At 63.6% G+C, this 18991-nt stretch carries 17 protein-coding genes and 1 pseudogene; 9 read left to right on the top strand and 9 right to left on the bottom strand.

Annotated features, from left to right (window positions below; genetic code table 11):
• Position 1 precedes the first annotated feature (1 nt).
• Positions 2-1324: an MFS transporter gene (locus tag K288_RS0123195; RefSeq protein WP_027581711.1), complete on the bottom strand. Its 1323-nt coding sequence runs from the start codon at positions 1322-1324 to the stop codon at positions 2-4.
• Positions 1325-1598: 274 nt separating this feature from the next.
• Entirely contained in the window at positions 1599-3026 is a 1428-nt protein-coding gene (locus K288_RS0123190; RefSeq protein WP_043160505.1) for an amidase family protein, read from the bottom strand.
• Between the two features lie 236 nt (positions 3027-3262).
• Between K288_RS0123190 and K288_RS46335 the strand changes: the two genes are divergently transcribed.
• Positions 3263-3976, top strand: coding sequence for an alpha/beta hydrolase (locus K288_RS46335; RefSeq protein WP_244443225.1), 714 nt, complete (start codon positions 3263-3265; stop codon positions 3974-3976).
• A gap of 118 nt (positions 3977-4094) precedes the next feature.
• Here K288_RS46335 and K288_RS0123180 read toward each other — a convergent pair whose 3' ends face one another.
• Positions 4095-4868: an SDR family oxidoreductase gene (locus K288_RS0123180; RefSeq protein ID WP_027581709.1), complete on the bottom strand. Its 774-nt coding sequence runs from the start codon at positions 4866-4868 to the stop codon at positions 4095-4097.
• 235 nt (positions 4869-5103) lie between these two features.
• On the opposite strand from K288_RS0123180, the gene K288_RS0123175 reads away from it, so the two are divergent.
• Positions 5104-6183, top strand: coding sequence for a tartrate dehydrogenase (locus K288_RS0123175; protein WP_043160497.1), 1080 nt, complete (start codon positions 5104-5106; stop codon positions 6181-6183).
• Between the two features lie 207 nt (positions 6184-6390).
• Here K288_RS0123175 and K288_RS49690 read toward each other — a convergent pair whose 3' ends face one another.
• From K288_RS49690 to K288_RS0123150, 5 genes are all read right to left on the bottom strand, one after another.
• On the bottom strand, positions 6391-7161 hold the full coding sequence (locus K288_RS49690; protein ID WP_051334685.1) for a DUF2182 domain-containing protein: 771 nt from the start codon (positions 7159-7161) through the stop codon (positions 6391-6393).
• Positions 7162-7168: 7 nt separating this feature from the next.
• Positions 7169-8752, bottom strand: coding sequence for a tyrosinase family protein (locus K288_RS0123165; RefSeq protein ID WP_027581707.1), 1584 nt, complete (start codon positions 8750-8752; stop codon positions 7169-7171).
• 179 nt (positions 8753-8931) lie between these two features.
• The gene (locus tag K288_RS0123160; protein ID WP_027581706.1) at positions 8932-9843 is read right to left on the bottom strand and encodes an NAD(P)-dependent oxidoreductase; all 912 of its coding nucleotides are present in this window, start codon (positions 9841-9843) and stop codon (positions 8932-8934) included.
• A gap of 30 nt (positions 9844-9873) precedes the next feature.
• On the bottom strand, positions 9874-11124 hold the full coding sequence (locus tag K288_RS0123155; RefSeq protein ID WP_027581705.1) for a Zn-dependent hydrolase: 1251 nt from the start codon (positions 11122-11124) through the stop codon (positions 9874-9876).
• Positions 11125-11155: 31 nt separating this feature from the next.
• Entirely contained in the window at positions 11156-12073 is a 918-nt protein-coding gene (locus K288_RS0123150) for a LysR family transcriptional regulator (protein WP_027581704.1), read from the bottom strand.
• Positions 12074-12193: 120 nt separating this feature from the next.
• Between K288_RS0123150 and K288_RS0123145 the strand changes: the two genes are divergently transcribed.
• The 7 genes from K288_RS0123145 (at position 12194) to K288_RS49685 (ending at position 18586) form a co-directional block, all read left to right on the top strand.
• Positions 12194-13012 carry a putative hydro-lyase gene (locus K288_RS0123145; RefSeq protein WP_027581703.1) on the top strand — a complete coding sequence of 273 codons (819 nt, stop codon included), beginning with the start codon at positions 12194-12196 and terminating at the stop codon, positions 13010-13012.
• Positions 13013-13100: 88 nt separating this feature from the next.
• Entirely contained in the window at positions 13101-14345 is a 1245-nt protein-coding gene (locus K288_RS0123140) for an ABC transporter substrate-binding protein (protein WP_027581702.1), read from the top strand.
• A gap of 172 nt (positions 14346-14517) precedes the next feature.
• Positions 14518-15396, top strand: coding sequence for a branched-chain amino acid ABC transporter permease (locus K288_RS0123135; RefSeq protein WP_027581701.1), 879 nt, complete (start codon positions 14518-14520; stop codon positions 15394-15396).
• Positions 15396-16388 carry a branched-chain amino acid ABC transporter permease gene (locus tag K288_RS0123130; RefSeq protein ID WP_027581700.1) on the top strand — a complete coding sequence of 331 codons (993 nt, stop codon included), beginning with the start codon at positions 15396-15398 and terminating at the stop codon, positions 16386-16388. Before K288_RS0123135 ends, K288_RS0123130 begins: the two co-directional genes overlap by 1 nt.
• Positions 16385-17116: an ABC transporter ATP-binding protein gene (locus tag K288_RS0123125; RefSeq protein WP_027581699.1), complete on the top strand. Its 732-nt coding sequence runs from the start codon at positions 16385-16387 to the stop codon at positions 17114-17116. Before K288_RS0123130 ends, K288_RS0123125 begins: the two co-directional genes overlap by 4 nt.
• Positions 17100-17804, top strand: a complete 705-nt coding sequence (locus tag K288_RS0123120) for an ABC transporter ATP-binding protein (RefSeq protein WP_027581698.1) — start codon at positions 17100-17102, stop codon at positions 17802-17804. The genes K288_RS0123125 and K288_RS0123120 overlap by 17 nt, the downstream gene beginning before the upstream one ends.
• Positions 17805-17914: 110 nt before the next feature.
• Positions 17915-18586, top strand: coding sequence for a class I SAM-dependent methyltransferase (locus K288_RS49685; RefSeq protein ID WP_051334684.1), 672 nt, complete (start codon positions 17915-17917; stop codon positions 18584-18586).
• Positions 18587-18800: 214 nt separating this feature from the next.
• On the opposite strand, the pseudogene K288_RS50780 reads toward K288_RS49685, so the two are convergent.
• Positions 18801-18991: pseudogene (locus K288_RS50780) on the bottom strand (IS701 family transposase); the annotation flags it as partial.

The raw sequence follows: 18991 nt of genomic DNA, 5'->3' as shown, positions 1-18991 counted from the left end.
GTCACTCGTGGCGATGCATCGCCGATTCACTCTTGGTGTCGCGCATGGTTGCATAGATCAGGAGCGAGAGGAAGATCATGCCGCTGAGGTAGTAATAGAACCATTGCTCATGGCCGAGGCTCTTGAAATAGAGCGCGACGGCCGGTGCCGTGCCGCCGAACAGAGACACCGTGATCGCATAGGGCAGGCCGACACCGAGCGCGCGGACATTGGTCGGAAACAGTTCCGCCTTCACCACGGCGTTGATCGACGTGTAGCCGGCGGTGAAGATCCAGGCGCCGCAGATCAAGAGGAATGCGATGAAGGGCGACTTGGTATCTTTCAGCGCGGTCAGGATCGGTACGGTGGCGAGCGTGCCGGCTACGCCGAAGAAGATCAGGAGCGGCTTGCGGCCGATGCGATCGGACAGCGCGCCGTAGAGCGGCTGAAGAATGGTTGCGAAAATCAACGAGCCGAAGATCACGAAAGTGGTCTGGTCTTCGGTGAGGCCGACCGACAATTTGACGAAGGTCTGCATATAGGTGGTGAAGGTGTAGAACGCCGCGGTGCCGCCCGCGGTCAGGCCGACCACCAGCAGCAGTTCGCGCGGGTAGTTCAGGAGCTTCGTGATCGAGCCGGTCGGCTTGCTGGCCTTCTTTGCTTCCTCGAAGGCATCGGTTTCCTGCAGGCTGCGCCGCATCACCGCTGCGATCACGGCAAGCGCCGCACCAATCGCGAAGGGAATCCGCCAGCCCCAGTCCTTTAGCTGTTCCGGCGTCAAGAACACCTTCTGCAGCAGGAGCAGCACGATGATCGCAGTGAGCTGGCCGCCGATCAAGGTGACGTATTGGAAGCTCGAATAGAAGCCGCGATTCTTGGCGTCGGCGACCTCGCTGAGATAGGTGGCGCTCGCGCCATATTCGCCGCCAAGGCTGAGGCCCTCGATCACGCGCGCCAATGCGAGGATCGCGGGCGCGGCAAAGCCGATCGTGGCGTAGGTCGGCGTCACCGCGATGATCAGCGAGCCGAAGCACATGCAGACCACGGAAACCGTGAGCGACAGCCGTCGTCCGTAACGGTCGGCGATGAAGCCGAACAGCCAGCCGCCGAGCGGCCGCATCAGGAAGGTCGCGGCAAACACCACGGCCGCATTGAGCTGCTGCACCACCGGATCGCTGCCGGGAAAGAACGCCGGTGCGAAATACAGCGCAAAAGCAGTGTAGGCGTAGAAATCGTACCACTCGACGAGATTGCCGACCGAGCCGATGAAGATCGCCTTGATGCGACGTTCGACGTCCTGAATGTCGAGGGGCTCGTCGCCGATGCTGGCGGCCTGATCTGTCATATGGAACTCCACGAACGGCAATTTGATCATCCGGCCCGACATGCATCACGGCGTCGAGAGCGGTTGAGGCCCCGGTAGCACGTCAAATGTCGCCAGCGCAATTGCCGATGGACGCGTCTCTCTCCCCTCATGGTGAGGAGGCGCGTAAGCGCCGTCACCAGACGATGCTTCGCATCGCCGGGAGAACCATGAGGCCCATCTGGTGGCCTCATCCTGCGAGACGCGCGCAAGCGCGCTCCTCAGGATGAGGGGCGAGAGCGGAGATCCGCAAGCCTTACCTCGGCGCCCTCGGATCGATTGGCGTGCTGCCGCACACGGCCAAAATATCCTCCAGCGCCTTGGCGCCGGCGAGCAGGTTGGCCTCGCCGCGCGGTGGCGCCACCATCTGCAGTCCGACCGGTAGGCCGGATGCGGTGAAGCCGCAGGGCAGGGACAGCGCCGGACAACACGCAAGTGTGATCGCATAGACGATGCCGAGCCACTGCACGTAATTGTCGAACTTCTTGCCGTCGCACTCGGCGACATAGCGGTTCTCGATCGGGAACGGCGCGACGATGGTCGCAGGCGTCAGCAAGAGGTCGTAGGTCCCGAAGAATTCGAGGGTGCGTGCCGTCAAGGCGACGCGCTGGGCTTCGGCGCGCTCGATCTGCTCGACCGTCAACTTCAGGCCTTCCTCGATGTTCCAGATCACCTCCGGCTTGAGCAGGTCGCGCTTGGTGCGGAGCAGGCCCGCCTTGGTGACGGCGAAGTCGAACGCGCGCAGGACATGGAAGCATTCATGGGCTTCGCTGAGATCGGGATGCGCCTCTTCGACGATGGCGCCTGCCTCGGCAAAGCGTTCCGCCGCTTTCTGCGTGACCGCCCTGACTTCGGGATCGACGGGGGTGATACCGAGATCGGGCGAGTAGGCGATGCGCTTCGGCTTCTTGCCGGAACGCGCGGCGGACAAAAACGAGGTCGCGAGCGCGGGCAGCGACAGCGGGTCGGCGGCATACTCGCCGCTCATCGCGTCGAGCAACAGCGCGAGATCTTCGACAGTGCGCGCCATCGGGCCGTGAACGGTCAGGTTGCGATCGATCATGGCGCTCGGCGTGTGGGCGACGCGGCCGATGCTGGGCCGCATTCCGACGACGCCGCAGAAACTGGCCGGGTTGCGTAGCGAGCCACCCATGTCGGTGCCGTGGGCAAGCCACGCCATTCCGGTCGCAAGCGCGACCGCCGCTCCGCCCGAAGAGCCGGCTGCCGAGCGTGACGTGTCCCAGGGGTTCAATGTCGCGCCGAACACTTCGTTGAAGGTGTTGGCGCCGGCGCCGAATTCCGGCGTGTTCGACTTGGCGTAGACCACACCGCCATTCGCTTCCAGTTGCGTGACAACGATATCGGACCTTGTGGCCACGGTATCCTTGAAGATCGGCGATCCCTGCGTGGTGAGGACCTCAGCGACATTGGTGAGGTCCTTGATCGGCACCGGCAGGCCGGCAAGCAGGCCCCGCTCCGCGGCCGGTTTCTGCATCAGCGCTTCGGCGCGCTTTCGCGCACGGTCGAAGCACAGGATGGGCAGCGCATTGACCTTGTCGTCGACCTCCGCGATCCGTTTTTCCAGGACATCGAGCAGGTCGAGCGGGGTGACCTCGCCGGTGCGCAATTTGTCCACGACTGTGCAGGCGGTCGCCCGCACAAGGCCTTGATCCGTCACTGGCATCTCCATTGATTGCAGTTCGTAGCAGCGGAGGGAGATAGTGCTCTAGACCATTTTCCCGAAAAGTGGAAACGTGCTGGGGGAATAGCTGCAACCGGAGATCTGCTGATGACGATACCCTTCTCTGCGCTCGACTGGCGCGCCATGAGCCAGGAGGAGCTTGACCGCGGCCTCAACAACGGTGCCGCAGTTGTAGGCAGCGGTGATATTGTCGGAGGCTGGGGGAGCGTTCCGCCGAATTGCGCAAGCGCCATCCAAATCATATCGACCTTCGCTACGGCCCGCGCGAGCGCAACCGCATCGATTTCCTCAAAGCGGGCGAGCGCGCACCGACGCTGCTGTTCATCCACGGCGGTTATTGGCAGATGCGGTCAAAGGAGTTCTTCACGGTGATGGCCGAGGGACCGATCGCGCATGGCATCAATGTCGCGCTGATCGGCTACACGCTGGCGCCGGAGGCGACGCTTGACGAGATCGTCGCCGAGATCCACGCCGGCACCGACTTCCTCGCCGAGCAATTGCCGGCGCTGGGCGCGGCCGAAAATGGCATCGTCGTCTCCGGCTGGTCGGCCGGCGGGCATCTGACCGCGATGGCGCTGTCGAACCGGCATGTCCGGGGCGGGGTCGCGATCTCTGGCATCTATGATCTCGAGCCGATCCGGATGAGTTATCTCAACGTCAAGCTCGGGCTCGACGAGGCGTCCTCCCACCGCAATTCACCGATGCGGCAGGCGGGCGGGCCGCCGAAGCCGTTGTCGCTCGTGGTCGGCAGCGGCGAACTGCCGCTCTTGCGCAAGGAGACCGCCGATTTTGCCGGGCACCGCGCCAATTATGGGTTGCCGGTGACGTATGAGGAGATTCCCGGCGCCGATCATTTTTCCATCATGGACGAGATCATGTCGCCGGAGGGCCGGATCACGGCACTGATCCGGCAATTGTGCGAGGCTCCATAGGCTTCATCGCGAATTGGCCGTAGCCCGGGTGGAGCGGAGCGTAACCCGGGGTGCTCGCAATCGCAGGCGCAGGTGTCCCGGGTTGCGCTTCGCTCCACCCGGGCTACGATCGAATCCATCACCACCCCGCGCTGATGCCGCCGTCCACCGTATAGATCACGCCCGACGTGTAGCCCGCGCGGTCGGACGCCAGGAACGCCATGAGGTCGGCGATCTCGCGCGCGTGGGCGGGGCGGCCGAGTGGCAGGCTCTTCTGGAATTCCTTGTAGCGGTTCTCGTCGCCGAACTGATGTTTGGCGCGGGTCTTGAGCAATGTCACATGCCGGTCGGTGCCGACCGGGCCCGGATTGATCCCGACGACGCGGATGTTGTCGGCAAGGCTCTTGCCGCCGAGCGCGCGGGTCAGCGCCATCAGCGCGGCGTTGCCGGCACTGCCGGCGACGTAATTGGCATCGAATTTCTCGCCGGCGGCGCCGATGTCATTGATGATCACGCCACCGCCGCGGGCCTTCATCTGCGCGTAGATCGCGCGGGTGAGGTTGATATAGCCGAATACCTTGAGTTCCCAGGCGTGCCGCCAGGTCGCCTCATCGATCTTGTCGATCGAGCCGCCGGGGATATCGCCCGCATTGTTGACGAGGATGTCGATATCGGCGGCCTCTTTTGCCAATCGCGCCAGATCCTCCGGCTTGCGCAGGTCGACGACGGATGTGGCGGCATCGATCTGGTGCGCCGAGCGCAGGCGGTCGGCCAGCGCCTTCAACTGGTCGCCGCTGCGGGCGGCCAGCAGCAGATGGCAGCCTTCCTCGGCAAAGGTTTCGGCGGCGGCCGCGCCGATGCCCTTGGAGGCGCCGGTGATCAGGACGCGTTTGCCGCGCAGATGCAGGTCCATGGCAATACTCGCTGTTGCTGGAGGGGATCGGAAAAAAGTCGGTGGAATTGGTAGGCGGATCACGCGCCCTATCGTTTGGGGCATGATCCAGCCCGAAAACCGGTGTCCACTTTTCGGGATCATGCCCCGCAGGTCAACATTGCACTGCAGCGTTGCGCGAAAGCGAAGTTTGGTCCATTGCAGAGCCCGAGAATAGACGGCGGCTCAAGCCGGGCAAATCACAAGGGTGTTCTTGATGGCCAACGCAAAGAAACAGTATCGGATCGCGGTCATTCCCGGCGACGGCATCGGCAAGGAAGTCATGCCCGAAGGCCTGCGCGTCCTCGAGGCCGCGGCGAAGAACCATGGCGTCGCCGTGCAGTTTGACCATTTCGATTTCGCTTCCTACGACTATTACGAAAAGCACGGCCAGATGATGCCGGATGACTGGAAGGAACAGATCGGCAAGCATGACGCGATCTATTTCGGCGCGGTCGGCTGGCCGGCCAAGATTCCGGATCATGTCTCGCTGTGGGGCTCGCTGATCAAGTTCCGGCGCGAGTTCGACCAGTATGTCAACCTGCGCCCGGTGCGGCTGATGCCGGGCGTGCCGTCGCCGCTGGCGAACCGCAAGCCCGGCGATATCGATTTCTGGGTGGTGCGCGAGAACACCGAAGGCGAATATTCGTCCGTAGGCGGGCGGATGTTCCCGGACACCGAGCGTGAGTTCGTGACGCAGCAGACGGTGATGACCCGCATCGGCGTCGACCGCATCCTGAAATTTGCCTTCGACCTCGCGCAGTCGCGGCCGAAGAAGCATCTGACCTCGGCGACGAAGTCGAACGGCATCTCGATCACCATGCCCTATTGGGACGAGCGCGTGGAGGCGATGGCCAAGACGTATCCGTCGGTGAAGTGGGACAAGTACCACATCGACATCCTGACCGCGAACTTCGTGCTGCATCCGGACTGGTTCGACGTCGTGGTCGGCTCCAACCTGTTCGGGGATATCCTCTCCGATCTCGGCCCGGCCTGCACCGGCACCATCGGCATTGCGCCGTCGGGCAACATCAATCCGGAAGGCGATTTCCCGTCGGTGTTCGAGCCCGTGCACGGCTCGGCGCCCGACATCGCCGGGCAGGGGATCGCCAACCCGATCGGCATGATCTGGTCAGGCGCGATGATGCTGGAGCATCTCGGGGAGAAGCAGGCGGCGGACGCAGTGGTCGGTGCGATCGAGCGCACGCTCGCCGAACGCACGCTCCGCACCCGCGACCTCGGCGGCAACGCCGACACAACCGCCTGCGGCAAGGCTGTCGCGGAGATGGTGGACTGACAGAGCTTCCGCCTGCGTCGCCCTCATCCTGAGGAACGTGCATCGCGTGCGTCTCGAAGGATGGTCGCGGGCGAGATTGGGGCCTCATGGTCCTCCCGGCGATGCGAAGCATCGTCCGGAGGCGGCGCGGCGCGCCTCCTCACCATGAGGGGGTGGGTCAAGTGCGCGAGAGCAGGTCCACTTTGTCGTAGACGGGAATGCCGATGATCATCGCAAGGTCCATCTGATCGATCTGAACAACGTCACCGCGGCGAACTGGCCCGGGAGGATGCGCAGCGTCCATGACGGCGCCCGCGCGGGCGCAAGGCGCTCGAGCTGCAGGGCGACCGAGAGCAGGAGCATCAGGGGCAGGTGAAGTGCTGGAGCCGTCATCGGCAGCAGCATCAGCGGCGTGCAGGTCGCCGCGCACCAGAAGCCGTGCGTCAGGCCAAACTGGATGCAGTCGCGATCGGCGGCTCTGCCGAAAGCCGAAAGATTCGGCGCGCGATGGCAGCGATTGAGCGCTCTCTGGCGCAACGGCGTTGCCTGCCATATGGCCGCGATCGCAACAGCAATTGCGATCGCCGGCAGGCCCGTGGTGCCGGCAAGAACCTCGATGGCCCTCGGCGCCGCCAGCAGCACTGGCGCGGCAGCGATCCAGAGCAGCAAATAGGCGGCCGCGAACAAGCCAACCGACCGGTCCCGACGTCGCGCCAGGCTGCGCAGCCGCAATTGCGCGATCGGTTGTGCCAGCAGCGGCGCGGTCATTGCAATGACCATGATGATCCACAATCCGGTCGCCAGGACTGCCGTTACATTGATGCCATAGATCGTGGAGAAGGCGGCTCCCGCAGTGACCAGCGTTTGAGATGGCGTGCACAGCGGGACCGATTGCAGCTCCTGGCTGGTTGCGTAAAGCAGCAGCCAGCAGAACAGGCTGGTGACCAGCAACGCCGGCGACATCTGTCGAACCATCGTCGGCAGCGGGATGCGGCCCATCACGACGTCACCTGGTCTGGCGGTAGATCCTCACCCGGCCGACGTCGACCTTGCTGTTCGCGGTTATAGGCGTCTGCGGAACGAATTTGACATCGAGCGTTTGCGTATTCAGTTCGCCCTTCAGATGCATCGCATCGACAATGTCGGTGATCTCCAGGGTCTGCGTCATACCGGCACCGGCATGAGGGCCGCCGGCCTTGCTGGCGGCGCGGGCGCCGAACAGGGAGACGACACCCGCGAGGTTTTCGGGATGCTCCGCAGGATTGGCGCCCTTGGGAAGATTCACATAGACGTTGAATACCCCTGCGTCGGTGGTGCTGGTGATGTTCTCGAGCGCAAGGTAGACGCGATCCGGCGCTTGCGGCGCCGCGCCGGGCGCAGCCTGCGGTCTGACGGAGAGGCTCGCGGTCAAGTTGCTGGTTGCGCTGCTGTCGAGCTGGACGCTGGCATCGGTCGCCGCGCCGGCAATCCGGACCGCAGTGCTGGTTTGCCCCACAAGTTCCGTGCTCTTCCGCGACGCCATGGCAAGCGCTCCCGCGAGTTGGTTGGCATCGGCCGGGGCGACGCCCAGCCTGTTCAAGCGCGCCACGAGAAGGGGGCGCTGACCGGGGATCGCAATATCCTGGTACTCATAGTTGAGCGCTGGATCCTTCGTGTTCAATACCTGCCTTGCAGTGGTCGTGAACGTCGTGCCGTCCGGTCTCGGCATCACGAACTGACCTGCCGGCTGGTCCAGCCAGTCGGTGTCGGTTGGATTCTTGTAGGCGTCGGGCGGATCCTGAGGATGATGGCGTGCGGTAAGCCAGGACTCCCACAGACGATCGATGTTGGCATGGTGCAGCCAGAAGATCGGATCGATGCCGGCGGTTTCGAACATCGCCATTAGTCCATTGTTCTTCAGGATGTCCGAACTTGTGCCTTCCTTCGTGCCACCCACGAGGACGTGCACGGGGCCGTGAGGCCGTTGTTCCAACAGCCCGGCGCCCGTTCCACCGTGGCTGAAGGCTGTCTGGGTGCCGCCGAACGAAGTCGGAATGTCACCAGGTCCGTCGAAGAATTCCGGCTCCTGCCACAACTGGCCAACCGCTACATCGGTCTTCAGGATGACGATGCTGCCGTTGCCGGTCCGGCCATACCGCTCCTTGACCCACAGCGGGTTCTTGCTGCCATCGTCGAGCAGCTCGGGTGCAAAGGCAGCAGGAAATTTCAGCGTGTCGCGCTTGGTCGGATCGTAGTTCCAGTACGGTAACGCCCAATCGGCCGGGCCGCCTTTCTTGACGATGGCATCGAGCAGGATGGCCTCGAATGCGGCAAGATAGGCGCGATGCCAGGGCAGGAAGTACCAGGAGCCGTGCTGGCACTGGTTCCAGAACCCTTCCGCGTCCGGGTCGAAGGGCAATGCCACGGAGGCGTCGAGATAACCGAGATCGATCCAAAGCTGCTTGTCGATGCCATGCATCGCGGCAAGCGACCACCAACTGGTGATGTCTGTAATTGGCTTGGCCTGCAATACCTTGATCGCTTCGCCGTACCAGAACAGGGTCTTATCGTTCGCCGGCAATTGCCACACGTCTTTGCGCACGCGAGCCATCGAAAGCCTCCCGAAACAACTGCACTATCGAAATCTGGTTATCAAACTTAAGGTAAAGTTATATGACCTAATACAATCAATGATAGTGCATGCCGGCGATCGCGTAAATGGCCTCGGGCGCGTTGCGGCGCCGAGCCAGCAGGAAAAGCCACCGATCTAATAGAACGAATGTGAGCGGTTCAGGACGCCGCAATCCTGCGGCAATGCTCCTGCGCCGCATGGATCAAATTCTCGCTTGCCTCCGGCGTGCGGAAGGCGGAGTGCGCTGACAGCGTGACGTTCGGCAGTTTCGTCAGCGGATGATCCGCAGGCAGCGGCTCGGTGTTGAAGACGTCGAGGCCGGCGTGGCGGATGTGGCCTGACTTCAGCGCATCGATCATCGCGGCTTCGTCGACGATGGCGGCGCGGGCGGTGTTGATGAAGATCACGCCCGGCTTCAGCGCGGCGATGCGTTCGCGGGTGATGAAGCCTCTTGTGTCGTCGTTGAGCAGAAGATGCAGCGAGACGACGTGGCTCTGCGCGAGCAGCGTGTCGAGGTCGACGAACTCGACGCCCGGATGGCTCTTCGGCGAGCGGTTCCAGGCGATCACTTTCATGCCGGATCCGAGTGCTATACGCGCAACTTCAGCCGCGATGCCGCCAAAGCCGATCAGGCCGAGCGTCTTGCCGGTGAGCTGCATGCCGTCCTCGCGCAGCCAGTTGCCGGCGCGCATCTCGCGGTCCATCTGCGCCAGCACGCGCGCGGAGGCCCACATCAGCGCAACAGCGGATTCGGCCACGGCAGTGTCGCCATAGCCCTTGATCAGATGCACGGAGATGCCGAGCTCGGTAAGCTCCTCCGGATTCATGTAGCTGCGCGCGCCGGTGCCGAGGAATACGACATGCTTCAGCCCGGCGCATTGCTTGGCGATATCGGTTGGCAGCGCGGTGTGGTCGACGATGGCGATTTCGGCGCCGTCGAGCACAACAGGATATTGGTCCGGCGTGATGTCGGGATCGCGATGAACTCGCACCTTGGGATCGCCTGGTTTCTCCAGCCGCTCGAAGATCACGGCAAGCGATTCATTGGCGTCGACAAAAACCCCGCGCACAGCACTTCTCCGTCTTGCTTGATGGACCGATCAGGACGCGACGCCGGCGAGCGCCAGCACCGTATGCATCAGCACGTTGGCGCCGGCGGCGCAATCGGGCTGGGTTGCGTCTTCGAGCTCGTTGTGGCTGATGCCGTCCTTGCAGGGCACGAACACCATTGCCGCCGGCATCATCGTGTTGAGGTTGCAGGCGTCGTGGCCGGCCCCTGAGGTGATGCGCCGGTGCGAGTAGCCGAGTTGCTCCGCGGCGTTCTCGACGGCATCGACAAGCTTGGGATCGAAATGCGTCGGCGGCTTGCGCCAGACTAGGTCGAGCGCGACCTCGACCTTGCGGCGGGCGGCGATCTCGGCAATCGCGGCGCGCAGGTCCTTGTCCAGCGCGTCCATGATGGCGGCGTCCGCGCTGCGGCAATCGACGGTGAAGGCGATCTCGCCGGGAATGACGTTGCGCGACGGGTTTGCGATCACGGCCTCGCCGATGGTGCCGACCGCGTTCGGCCCGTGTTTCCTGGCGATGCTCTCCATCGCCAGCACGATCTCCGACAACGTCGCTAGCGCATCGCGCCGCAGCGGCATCGGGGTCGAGCCCGCGTGGCTCTCGAAGCCTGTGATCTTGCCGTCGTACCACAGCACGCCCTGGCCGGAATCGACCACGCCGATGGTCTTGTTCTCGGCCTCCAGGATCGGGCCCTGCTCGATATGCAATTCGACGAAGCCGGAGAACTTTTGCGTGCCGACCGGCGTCGCGCCGCGATAACCGATGCTGTCAAGGGCATCACCGACCGTGACGCCCTCAGCATCCTTCCGCGACAGGATGTCGTCGGTGGTGAAATCGCCGACATAGGCGGCGGAGGCCATCATCGCCGGCGCGAAGCGCGAGCCTTCTTCGTTGGTCCAGTTGCAGATGCAGATCGGCATCTCGGTCTCGATGCCGGCATCGTTGAGCGTGCGCACGACTTCAAGCGCGGCGAGTGTGCCGAGCACACCGTCATATTTGCCGCCGGTCGGCTGGGTGTCGAGATGCGAGCCGAGCCCGATCGGCGGCTTCGACATGTCGCGGCCCTTGCGCAGGCCGAACATCGAGCCGAGCGCGTCGACGTGAACCTCGAGCCCCGCGTCCTCGCAGGCCTTGCGGAACCAGTCGCGGACCTGCTTGTCCTCGGCGCTCAAGGTCAGCCGCCGCACGCCGCCTTTCGGCGTCGCACCGAATTTCGCGGTTTCGTGAATCGCGCCCCAGAGGCGGGCGGAATCGATCTGCAGGTTGGATGCGGCTCGGCTCATGCGCTCGTTCCATTCGTGTTCTGGAATTTGTTCAATGACGCGCCCGCAGCGCCTCGTCAACCGACGGGCTCGCTTGCGCGATCTGGTGCGCGAGGTCGGCGACGCGCTCGACCGCGGCAATGTCGGGGGAGGTGAGCCAGTTCGCGTTGAAGGTGAGGGGCGCCATCTTGATGTCGGTATCGAGCAGTTGCAGCCGTCCGTCGGCGAGTTCGTTCTCGACGATGGCGGAGGGGATGACCGCAATGCCGAGCCCTTCGACCGCCATGTGGATCACGGTTGCCAACGAGGCGCTGGCGTGCAGCCGGATCGGCGGCAAGTCCGGCCGGTCGAACACCGCGCGCACACTTTCATAAGGCACTGTCTTGCGGGGAAAGGTGATCATCGGAAAGCGCGCCAGCTCGTGCCGCGCCACCGTGCCATTGCCGAGACCAAGCGCCGGGCTCGCCAGAAATCCGATCGGATAGTCGCAGAGCACGCGGCTCTGCACGCCCGAGGCCGACAGCGGCCCCACCACGAAGGCCAGCTCGATCTCTTGCGCGAGCAGCCGCGCGCTCAAGTTCGGCGTGATGTCGACCTCGATTTCCAGCGACAGGTTCGGATAGACCTCGTTGACGCTTTTGACGAGGCGCGTCAGCCACGTGTGCACGATGGTCTCGGCGACGCCGAGCCGCAGCACGCCGCGCATCGCGGAGCGGTCGCCGATCTCGGCCATCATTTCCGAGCGCAGCCCGATCAGTTTCTCCGCATAGACCATCATCTGCCGGCCGCTCGGCGTCGGCGAGGCCACCCGATGGTCGCGGTTGAGCAGCTTCACGCCCAACTCGCGTTCGAGCTGGGCGATGCGCTGCGAGATCGCCGGCTGGGTCGTGTTGAGCCGCTGTGCCGCCCCGCGGAAGCTTCCGAGCTTGACCACCCAGAGGAACGTTTCGATCGACCTGAAATCAAGCATTGGAAGCTTTTTTCCCATTCGATAAATGGGATTTATCGAATTCGATTAGAAAGGAAGATTAGACTTTATAGCACGCTTGGTGTTGGCTGCGCTTGTTGAGATATTAGGCAGGTCGATTTAATGACTGTTTTTACGGCAGTGCAGCAAGCCGGTGGCGCCGACACCACGCTTCCGAGCCGAGAGGCCCGGCTGGCCTACCGCGACGGGATGGCTTCGAGCACCGCCGGGGTGGCCAACGGTTTCGTCCAGGGCAATCTTGCCATTCTGCCGGAAAAGCTTGCCGGCGCTTTCCACCGCTTCTGCCAGCTCAACCCGAAGCCGTGCCCGATCATCGGCATGTCCGATCTTGGCGACCCGCGCATCCCTGCGCTCGGCCTTGACCTCGACATCCGCACCGATGTGCCGCGCTATCGCGTCTGGCGCGACGGCGAGGTGACGGAGGAGCCGACCGACATCATGCAGCACTGGCGCGATGATCTGGTCGCGTTTGTGCTCGGCTGCTCGTTCTCGTTCGAGGAAGCGCTGATGGACGAGGGGCTGCCGATCCGCCACATCGAGCGCAACGTGCGGGTGCCGATGTACCGCACTAATATTGCCTGCAGCCCATCAGGCCCGTTCGCGGGGCCGATGGTGGTGTCGATGCGTCCGTTCAAGCCGGCCGATGCGATCCGCGCGGTGCAGATCACCTCGCGTTTTCCGTCCGTGCACGGCGCGCCGGTGCATCTCGGCCATCCGCATCTGATCGGCATCAACGATATCGCGAAGCCCGACTACGGCGATCCGGTTCCGGTCGCAGCCGATGAGATACCGGTATTCTGGGCATGCGGCGTGACTCCGCAGGCGGTAATCGCGAATGCAAAGCTGCCATTCGCGATCACGCACGCGCCGGGACTGATGTTGATTACCGATCTCAGGAACAAGCAGTTGGCCGTGCTCTAAAGGGCAGCGCTTGCCGTTTCTTGAGGCTTTACCGCAGCCGTCTTCCGTTTCATTCGATAGCCTTCGTTCAATAGGGGAATTTCCGCAGATGACGATCACTCGCCGTAATGTGCTGCTTGGAGCCACTGCTGCCGCCGCGCTCGCGCCGATCGCTGCGCGCGCGCAAACCAGTGAGGTGGTGATCGGCGTGATCTATCCGCTGTCAGGCGCCAGCGCCCAGATCGGCGTCGACGCGCAGAAGGCATTCGAGACCGCCGCCGACATCATCAACAAGAACTATGATTTCGAGCTGCCGCTGGCCAAGGGCGAGGGCCTGTCCGGCCTCGGCGGTGCAAAAGTCCGTCTCGTGTTCGCCGATCACCAGGCCGATCCGCAGAAGGGCCGCGCCGAAGCCGAACGCCTGATCACGCAGGAGAAGGTCTGCGCCATCGTCGGCACCTACCAGAGCGCGGTTGCCGTCACCGTCAGCCAGATCTGCGAGCGCTACCAGATCCCCTTCATCTCGGCCGACAATTCCTCGCCGAGCCTGCATCGCCGCGGCCTGAAGTTCTATTTCCGCGCAGCACCTCACGACGAGATGTTCTCGACCGCGATGTTCGACTTCTTCGATGCGATGAAGAAGAAGGGCACCAAGATCGACACGCTGTCGCTGTTCCATGAGGATACAATCTTCGGCACCGACTCCGGCAACGCGCAGACCAAGCTCGCGCGCGAGCGCGGCTACAAGATCGTTGCCGACATCAAGTACCGCGCCAACTCGCCGTCGCTGTCGGCCGAAGTGCAGCAGCTCAAGGCCGGCAATGCCGACGTGCTGATGCCCTCGAGCTACACCACCGACGGCATCCTCCTGGTGAAGACCATGGCCGAGCTCGGCTACAAGCCGCCCGCGATCGTGGCGCAGGACGCCGGCTTCTCCGAGAAGGCGCTGTATGATGCGGTCGGCGACAAGCTCGAAGGCGTGATCTCGCGCGGCAGCTTCTCGCTCGATCTCGCCGCCAAGCGTCCGATGGTCGGCAAGATCAACGCGATGTACAAGGAGAAGTCGGGCAAGGACTTCAACGACTATTCGTCGCGCCAGTTCATGGGCCTGATCGTGATGGCCGACGCCATCAATCGCGCCAAGTCCACCGATGGCGAGAAGATCCGCGAGGCGCTAGTTGCGACCGATATGCCGGGCGAGACGACCATCATGCCCTGGAAGCGCGTGAAGTTCGACGACATGGGCCAGAACAACGACGCCGATCCGGTGCTGCTGCAATATGTCGGCGGCAAGTTCGTCACGATCTTCCCGCCGCAGGCGGCGGTCGCCGAAGCCGTCTGGCCGATGAAGTAAGCGGCGCGGGCGGGGGAAGAACTATCGTGATCTTGGACTCGATGATAACTGCACGTTCCGCCATTGCGAGTAAAACGAAGCAATCCACGCCGCCACGAGATCGAACAGTGGATTGCTTCGTCGCTTCGCTCTTCGCAATGACGGATGGCGAGGTCGGTGCGGAGAAACAGCAGTGACAGCCGAGACCATTATCCAGTCGCTGGCGAGCGGCCTCCTGATGGGGCTGCTCTACGGACTGATCGCCGTCGGGCTGGCGCTGATCTTCGGCCTGATGGACGTCGTGAACTTCGCCCATGGCGAGTTCCTGATGATTGCGATGTACGCGACATTCTTCCTGTTCGCGTTCTTCGCGATCGACCCGCTGTTGTCGGCGCCATTGGTGGCGGCGGCGCTGTTCGTGTTCGGGGCGGTGGTCTATCTATTGATCGTGCGCTTTGCCGTGCGCGCCAAGGCCAATGCCGGCATGGTGCAGATCTTCTCGACCTTCGGCCTTGCCATCGTGATGCGCGGACTGGCGCAGTTCTTCTTCACGCCGGACTATCGCAGCGTCACCAATTCCTGGCTTGGCGGCAAGACCATCTCGGTTGGCGGCATCTTCCTGCCGGAGCCGCAGCTCGTCGGCGCGCTGGTGTCGATCGCGGCCTTCGCGGGGCTGTACTTCTTCATCCACCGCACCGATTTCGGCCGCGCGCTGGAAGCAACGCGTGAGGACGCCGGCGCGGTTGCGCTGGTCGGCATCGACAAGAACCGGGTGTTCGCGCTCGGCTGGGGGCTGGGCGCGGCGCTGGTTGGTCTCGCCGGCGCGATCATGGCGATCTTCTTCTATGTCTATCCCGACGTCGGCGCGTCCTTTGCGCTGATCGCCTATGTCACGGTGGCGCTCGGCGGCTTCGGCAGCGTGTTCGGCGCCTTCGCCGGCGGCATCATCGTCGGCCTGGTCGAGGCGACCACCGCGCTGATCCTGCCGCCGTCGCTGAAATCGGTCGGCATTTACGCGGTCTATCTGCTCGTCGTCTTCGTCCGCCCGCGCGGCCTGTTCGGGTCGATGTGATGGACAAGGATTTCGCCAGGCGCCGCCGCCGCGAGTTGATCGTCGCCTTTTGTCTTGCGGCCGTCGCCGCACTGGTGCCGTTGTTCGTCAAGGACGTCTACGTCCAGAACGTCATGGTGCTGACACTGATGTATGCGGCGCTGTCGCAGAGCTGGAACATCCTGTCCGGCTATTGCGGGCAGATCTCGCTCGGCCACGCGCTCTATTTCGGGCTCGGGGCCTATACGACCGCACTGTTGTTCACCAAGTTCGGCGTGCTGCCCTGGTTCGGCATGCTCGCCGGCGGCGTGCTGTCGGCGCTGATCGCGATGGCGCTCGGCTATCCCTGCTTCCGCCTGCGCGGGCACTATTTCGTCATCGCCACCATCGTCATCGCCGAGATCGGGCTGCTGCTGATCCAGAACTGGGACTGGGCAGGTGCCGCCCTTGGCATCGACATCCCGGTGCGCGGCGATAGCTGGCTGAAATTCCAGTTCACGCGTAGCAAGCTGCCCTATTTCTATTTCGCGCTGGCGCTCGCCTGCGTCGCCTGGTTTGTCACCTGGTGGCTGGAGGATTCCAAATGGGGCTATTGGTGGCGCGCGGTGAAGGACAATCCGGACGCCGCCGAAAGCCTTGGCGTCGTCGTGTTCAATTCCAAGATGGGGGCGGCCGCGGTGTCCGCGTTCCTGGTCGCGGTCGGCGGCAGCTTCTATGCGCAGTTCGTGTCCTACATCGATCCTGAAAGCGTGATGGGTTTCCAGTTCTCGCTTCTGATGGCGCTGCCTGCGGTGCTCGGTGGCATCGGCACGCTGTGGGGACCGGTGCTTGGCGCTGTGATCCTGATCCCGCTGACCGAACTGACCCGATCCTTCATCGGCGGTTCGGGACGAGGCGTGGACCTGATCGTCTATGGCACGCTGATCGTGCTGATCTCGCTCGCACTGCCGCGGGGATTGGTGAGCCTGTTCGCACGGCCCAAGTTCTTTTGGCGCAAGGCGGCCGTGCGATGACGGTGCTCCTGGAAACCCGTGGCGTGTGGCAGCGGTTCGGCGGCCTCGTCGCCAACAGCGACGTCTCGATCTCGGTCGGCCGTGGCGAGATCGTCGGGCTGATCGGGCCGAACGGCGCCGGCAAGTCGACCCTGTTCAACCTGATCGCCGGCGTGCTGCCGCCGACCCAGGGCTCGATCTGGTTCGACGGCGAAGACGTCACCGGAATGCGGGCGGCGGAACGTTGCCAGCGCGGCATCGGCCGCACCTTCCAGGTCGTGAAAAGCTTCGAGACCATGACGGTCATCGACAACGTCATCGTCGGCGCGCTGATCCGCAACACTGTGATGCGCGTAGCGCGCCGCAAGGCCTATGATGTGCTGGAATTCTGCGGGCTGGCTGCGCGCGCCAACGTGCTCGCGAGTGATCTGGTACCGTCCGAAAAGCGGCGTCTCGAAGTGGCGCGCGCGCTCGCGACGGAGCCGAAACTGCTGCTGCTCGATGAAGTGCTGACCGGTCTGACGCCGGTGGAGGCCAAGACCGGCGTCGAACTGGTGCGCAAGGTGCGCGAGACCGGCGTCACCGTGCTGATGGTGGAGCACGTCATGGAGATCGTGATGCCGCTCGTCGACCGCGCCATCGTGCTCGACCTCGGCAAGGTTTTGGTCGAGGGCAAGCCGTCCGAGGTCGTCCGCGATCCGAAGGTCATTACCGCCTATCTTGGGGATCGTCATGCTGTCGGTGCATGAAATCACCACCGCCTATCAGGGGCTGGTTGCGATCTCCGCCGTCTCGATCGAGGTCGCCAAGGGCGAGATCGTCTGCGTCGCCGGCGCCAACGGGGCCGGCAAGTCGACATTGCTGAAATCGATCGCCGGCGCCGAGCGCCCGCGCTCGGGCACCATCAGCTTCGACGGCGCGCGGATCGACGGCAAGCCGCAGCATATGATCACCGCCGGCGGCATCGCCTTCGTGCCGGAAAATCGCCGGCTGTTTCCACGCCTTTCGGTGCGCGACAATCTTCGTCTCGGCAGCTATCTCTACCGCAGCGAAGCTAACCGCGACGAGCCGCTGGATCTCGTGTTCAAATTGTTCCCGCGTCTCTCGGAACGGCTGGAGCAGCGCGCCGAGACGCTGTCCGGCGGTGAGCAGCAGATGCTCGCGATCGGCCGCGCGTTGATGACCCGCCCACGGCTGTTGATGCTCGACGAGCCGTCGCAGGGCATCATGCCAAAGCTGGTCGACGAGATCTTCCAGGCGGTCAAGCGCATCCGCGACACCGGTCTGACGGTGCTGATCGTCGAGCAGCGCATGGCCGAATGCTTGGAGATCGCCGACCGCGCCTACATCCTGCAGACCGGCCGCGTGCTGATGAAGGGACCGGCGGCCGAGATCAGCACCAATCCCGACGTGCGCAAGGCTTATCTCGGTTTGTGACGAGCGCTCGCGAGAACGCCTCGCGCATGCTCAAAAGACCGCGAGTGGCCGGTAATCGCTTGCGTGCACCTGATCGCTCGCTCACATTCCGGCGGCATCAGGAGGTGAGTGTGGTCGATATCAATTCCTTGCCGCCATCGGAAATGGCGCGATTACTCGGCAAGCCGGAGGGCGAAGCCGGCATCGCCATCAGCGAGAGGCTGAACCAGATCAATGCCGCCATAACCTCGGCGGTCTACCAAAGCCTGCAGCTTCGGAGCGGTGACCGCATCCTCGAGATCGGTTTCGGCAATGGCAAGCTGCTGCCCGAGTTGCTTTCTCGCGCGCACGATCTTTCCTATGCGGGCATTGATATCTCAGCGACCATGGTCGAGGCCGCGAAGGCTTCCAACGCCGACGTAGTCCGATCCGGCCGCGCCGCCTTCGAGCTGGCGTCCGCCGAGGAAATTCCCCATCCGGATGCAAGCTTCGACCGTGTCTTCGCGGTCAACGTCATCTACTTCTGGCCCGACCCGGTCTGTGCTCTTGCCGAGATGCGTCGGATCTTGCGGCCTGATGGACTGAGCGTAGTCGCCACGGTCAATCCCGACCCGCAGGAGACGCCGCCGCCATTCGTCCGCGAGGAGTTCGGCTTCCGTGCGCGCGATGCCGCGACCGTGGTCGCGCTGCACCGGCAGGCGGGCTTTGGGCAGGTCGGAATCGAGGACTACGAAGAGATCGTGCCGCGTCCCGACGGTACGCCCTGGAAGCGCCGCTACGCGATCGTCTCGGCGCGACGCTGAGAAAAACGTAGGGCGGATTAGCCGAAGGCGTAATCCGCCGCGCCGTTCGCCTGACCATCGGCGGACTATGCTACGCTAATCTTACTGCGTCATGGGTTTTCTTCGTCCCTTTGAAGCAGCGACGCCGCCGCAACAAGGACATCGCGGTAAGGTTTTGATGAGCGCCTGGATCAGGCGCATGCGCATGGTTGCGATCGAGTTTGGGATGTGGCGCTCAGGCCGCGCGGGCGGAGCCTCTGGGTCGATAATTGTCGGGTAAGGGAGGTACCTGGACCGGCGCGGCGGAACGAGGTCGTGAGGGGGGAATCGTCGCCCGTTCGGCGATCAGAAAGCCGTAAGCTGCGATGCACAGGGTTGCGTGATGATGGAAGCCACGCCAACCGCGTCCTTCGTAGTGACCGAGCC

The organism is Bradyrhizobium sp. Ai1a-2, assembly GCF_000426245.1.
Classification (GTDB): domain Bacteria; phylum Pseudomonadota; class Alphaproteobacteria; order Rhizobiales; family Xanthobacteraceae; genus Bradyrhizobium.
The sequence above is the reverse complement of the archived record's forward strand: the minus strand, read 5'-3'. Positions and strand labels throughout refer to the sequence as shown.

Coding starts and splice junctions, on each gene's coding strand:
- K288_RS0123195 (WP_027581711.1), bottom strand. CDS start 1,324: ATGACAGATCAGGCCGCCAGCATCGGCGACGAGCCCCTCGACATTCAG.
- K288_RS0123190 (WP_043160505.1), bottom strand. CDS start 3,026: ATGCCAGTGACGGATCAAGGCCTTGTGCGGGCGACCGCCTGCACAGTC.
- K288_RS0123180 (WP_027581709.1), bottom strand. CDS start 4,868: ATGGACCTGCATCTGCGCGGCAAACGCGTCCTGATCACCGGCGCCTCC.
- K288_RS0123175 (WP_043160497.1), top strand. CDS start 5,104: ATGGCCAACGCAAAGAAACAGTATCGGATCGCGGTCATTCCCGGCGAC.
- K288_RS49690 (WP_051334685.1), bottom strand. CDS start 7,161: ATGGGCCGCATCCCGCTGCCGACGATGGTTCGACAGATGTCGCCGGCG.
- K288_RS0123165 (WP_027581707.1), bottom strand. CDS start 8,752: ATGGCTCGCGTGCGCAAAGACGTGTGGCAATTGCCGGCGAACGATAAG.
- K288_RS0123155 (WP_027581705.1), bottom strand. CDS start 11,124: ATGAGCCGAGCCGCATCCAACCTGCAGATCGATTCCGCCCGCCTCTGG.
- K288_RS0123150 (WP_027581704.1), bottom strand. CDS start 12,073: ATGCTTGATTTCAGGTCGATCGAAACGTTCCTCTGGGTGGTCAAGCTC.
- K288_RS0123145 (WP_027581703.1), top strand. CDS start 12,194: ATGACTGTTTTTACGGCAGTGCAGCAAGCCGGTGGCGCCGACACCACG.
- K288_RS0123140 (WP_027581702.1), top strand. CDS start 13,101: ATGACGATCACTCGCCGTAATGTGCTGCTTGGAGCCACTGCTGCCGCC.
- K288_RS0123130 (WP_027581700.1), top strand. CDS start 15,396: ATGGACAAGGATTTCGCCAGGCGCCGCCGCCGCGAGTTGATCGTCGCC.
- K288_RS0123125 (WP_027581699.1), top strand. CDS start 16,385: ATGACGGTGCTCCTGGAAACCCGTGGCGTGTGGCAGCGGTTCGGCGGC.
- K288_RS0123120 (WP_027581698.1), top strand. CDS start 17,100: ATGCTGTCGGTGCATGAAATCACCACCGCCTATCAGGGGCTGGTTGCG.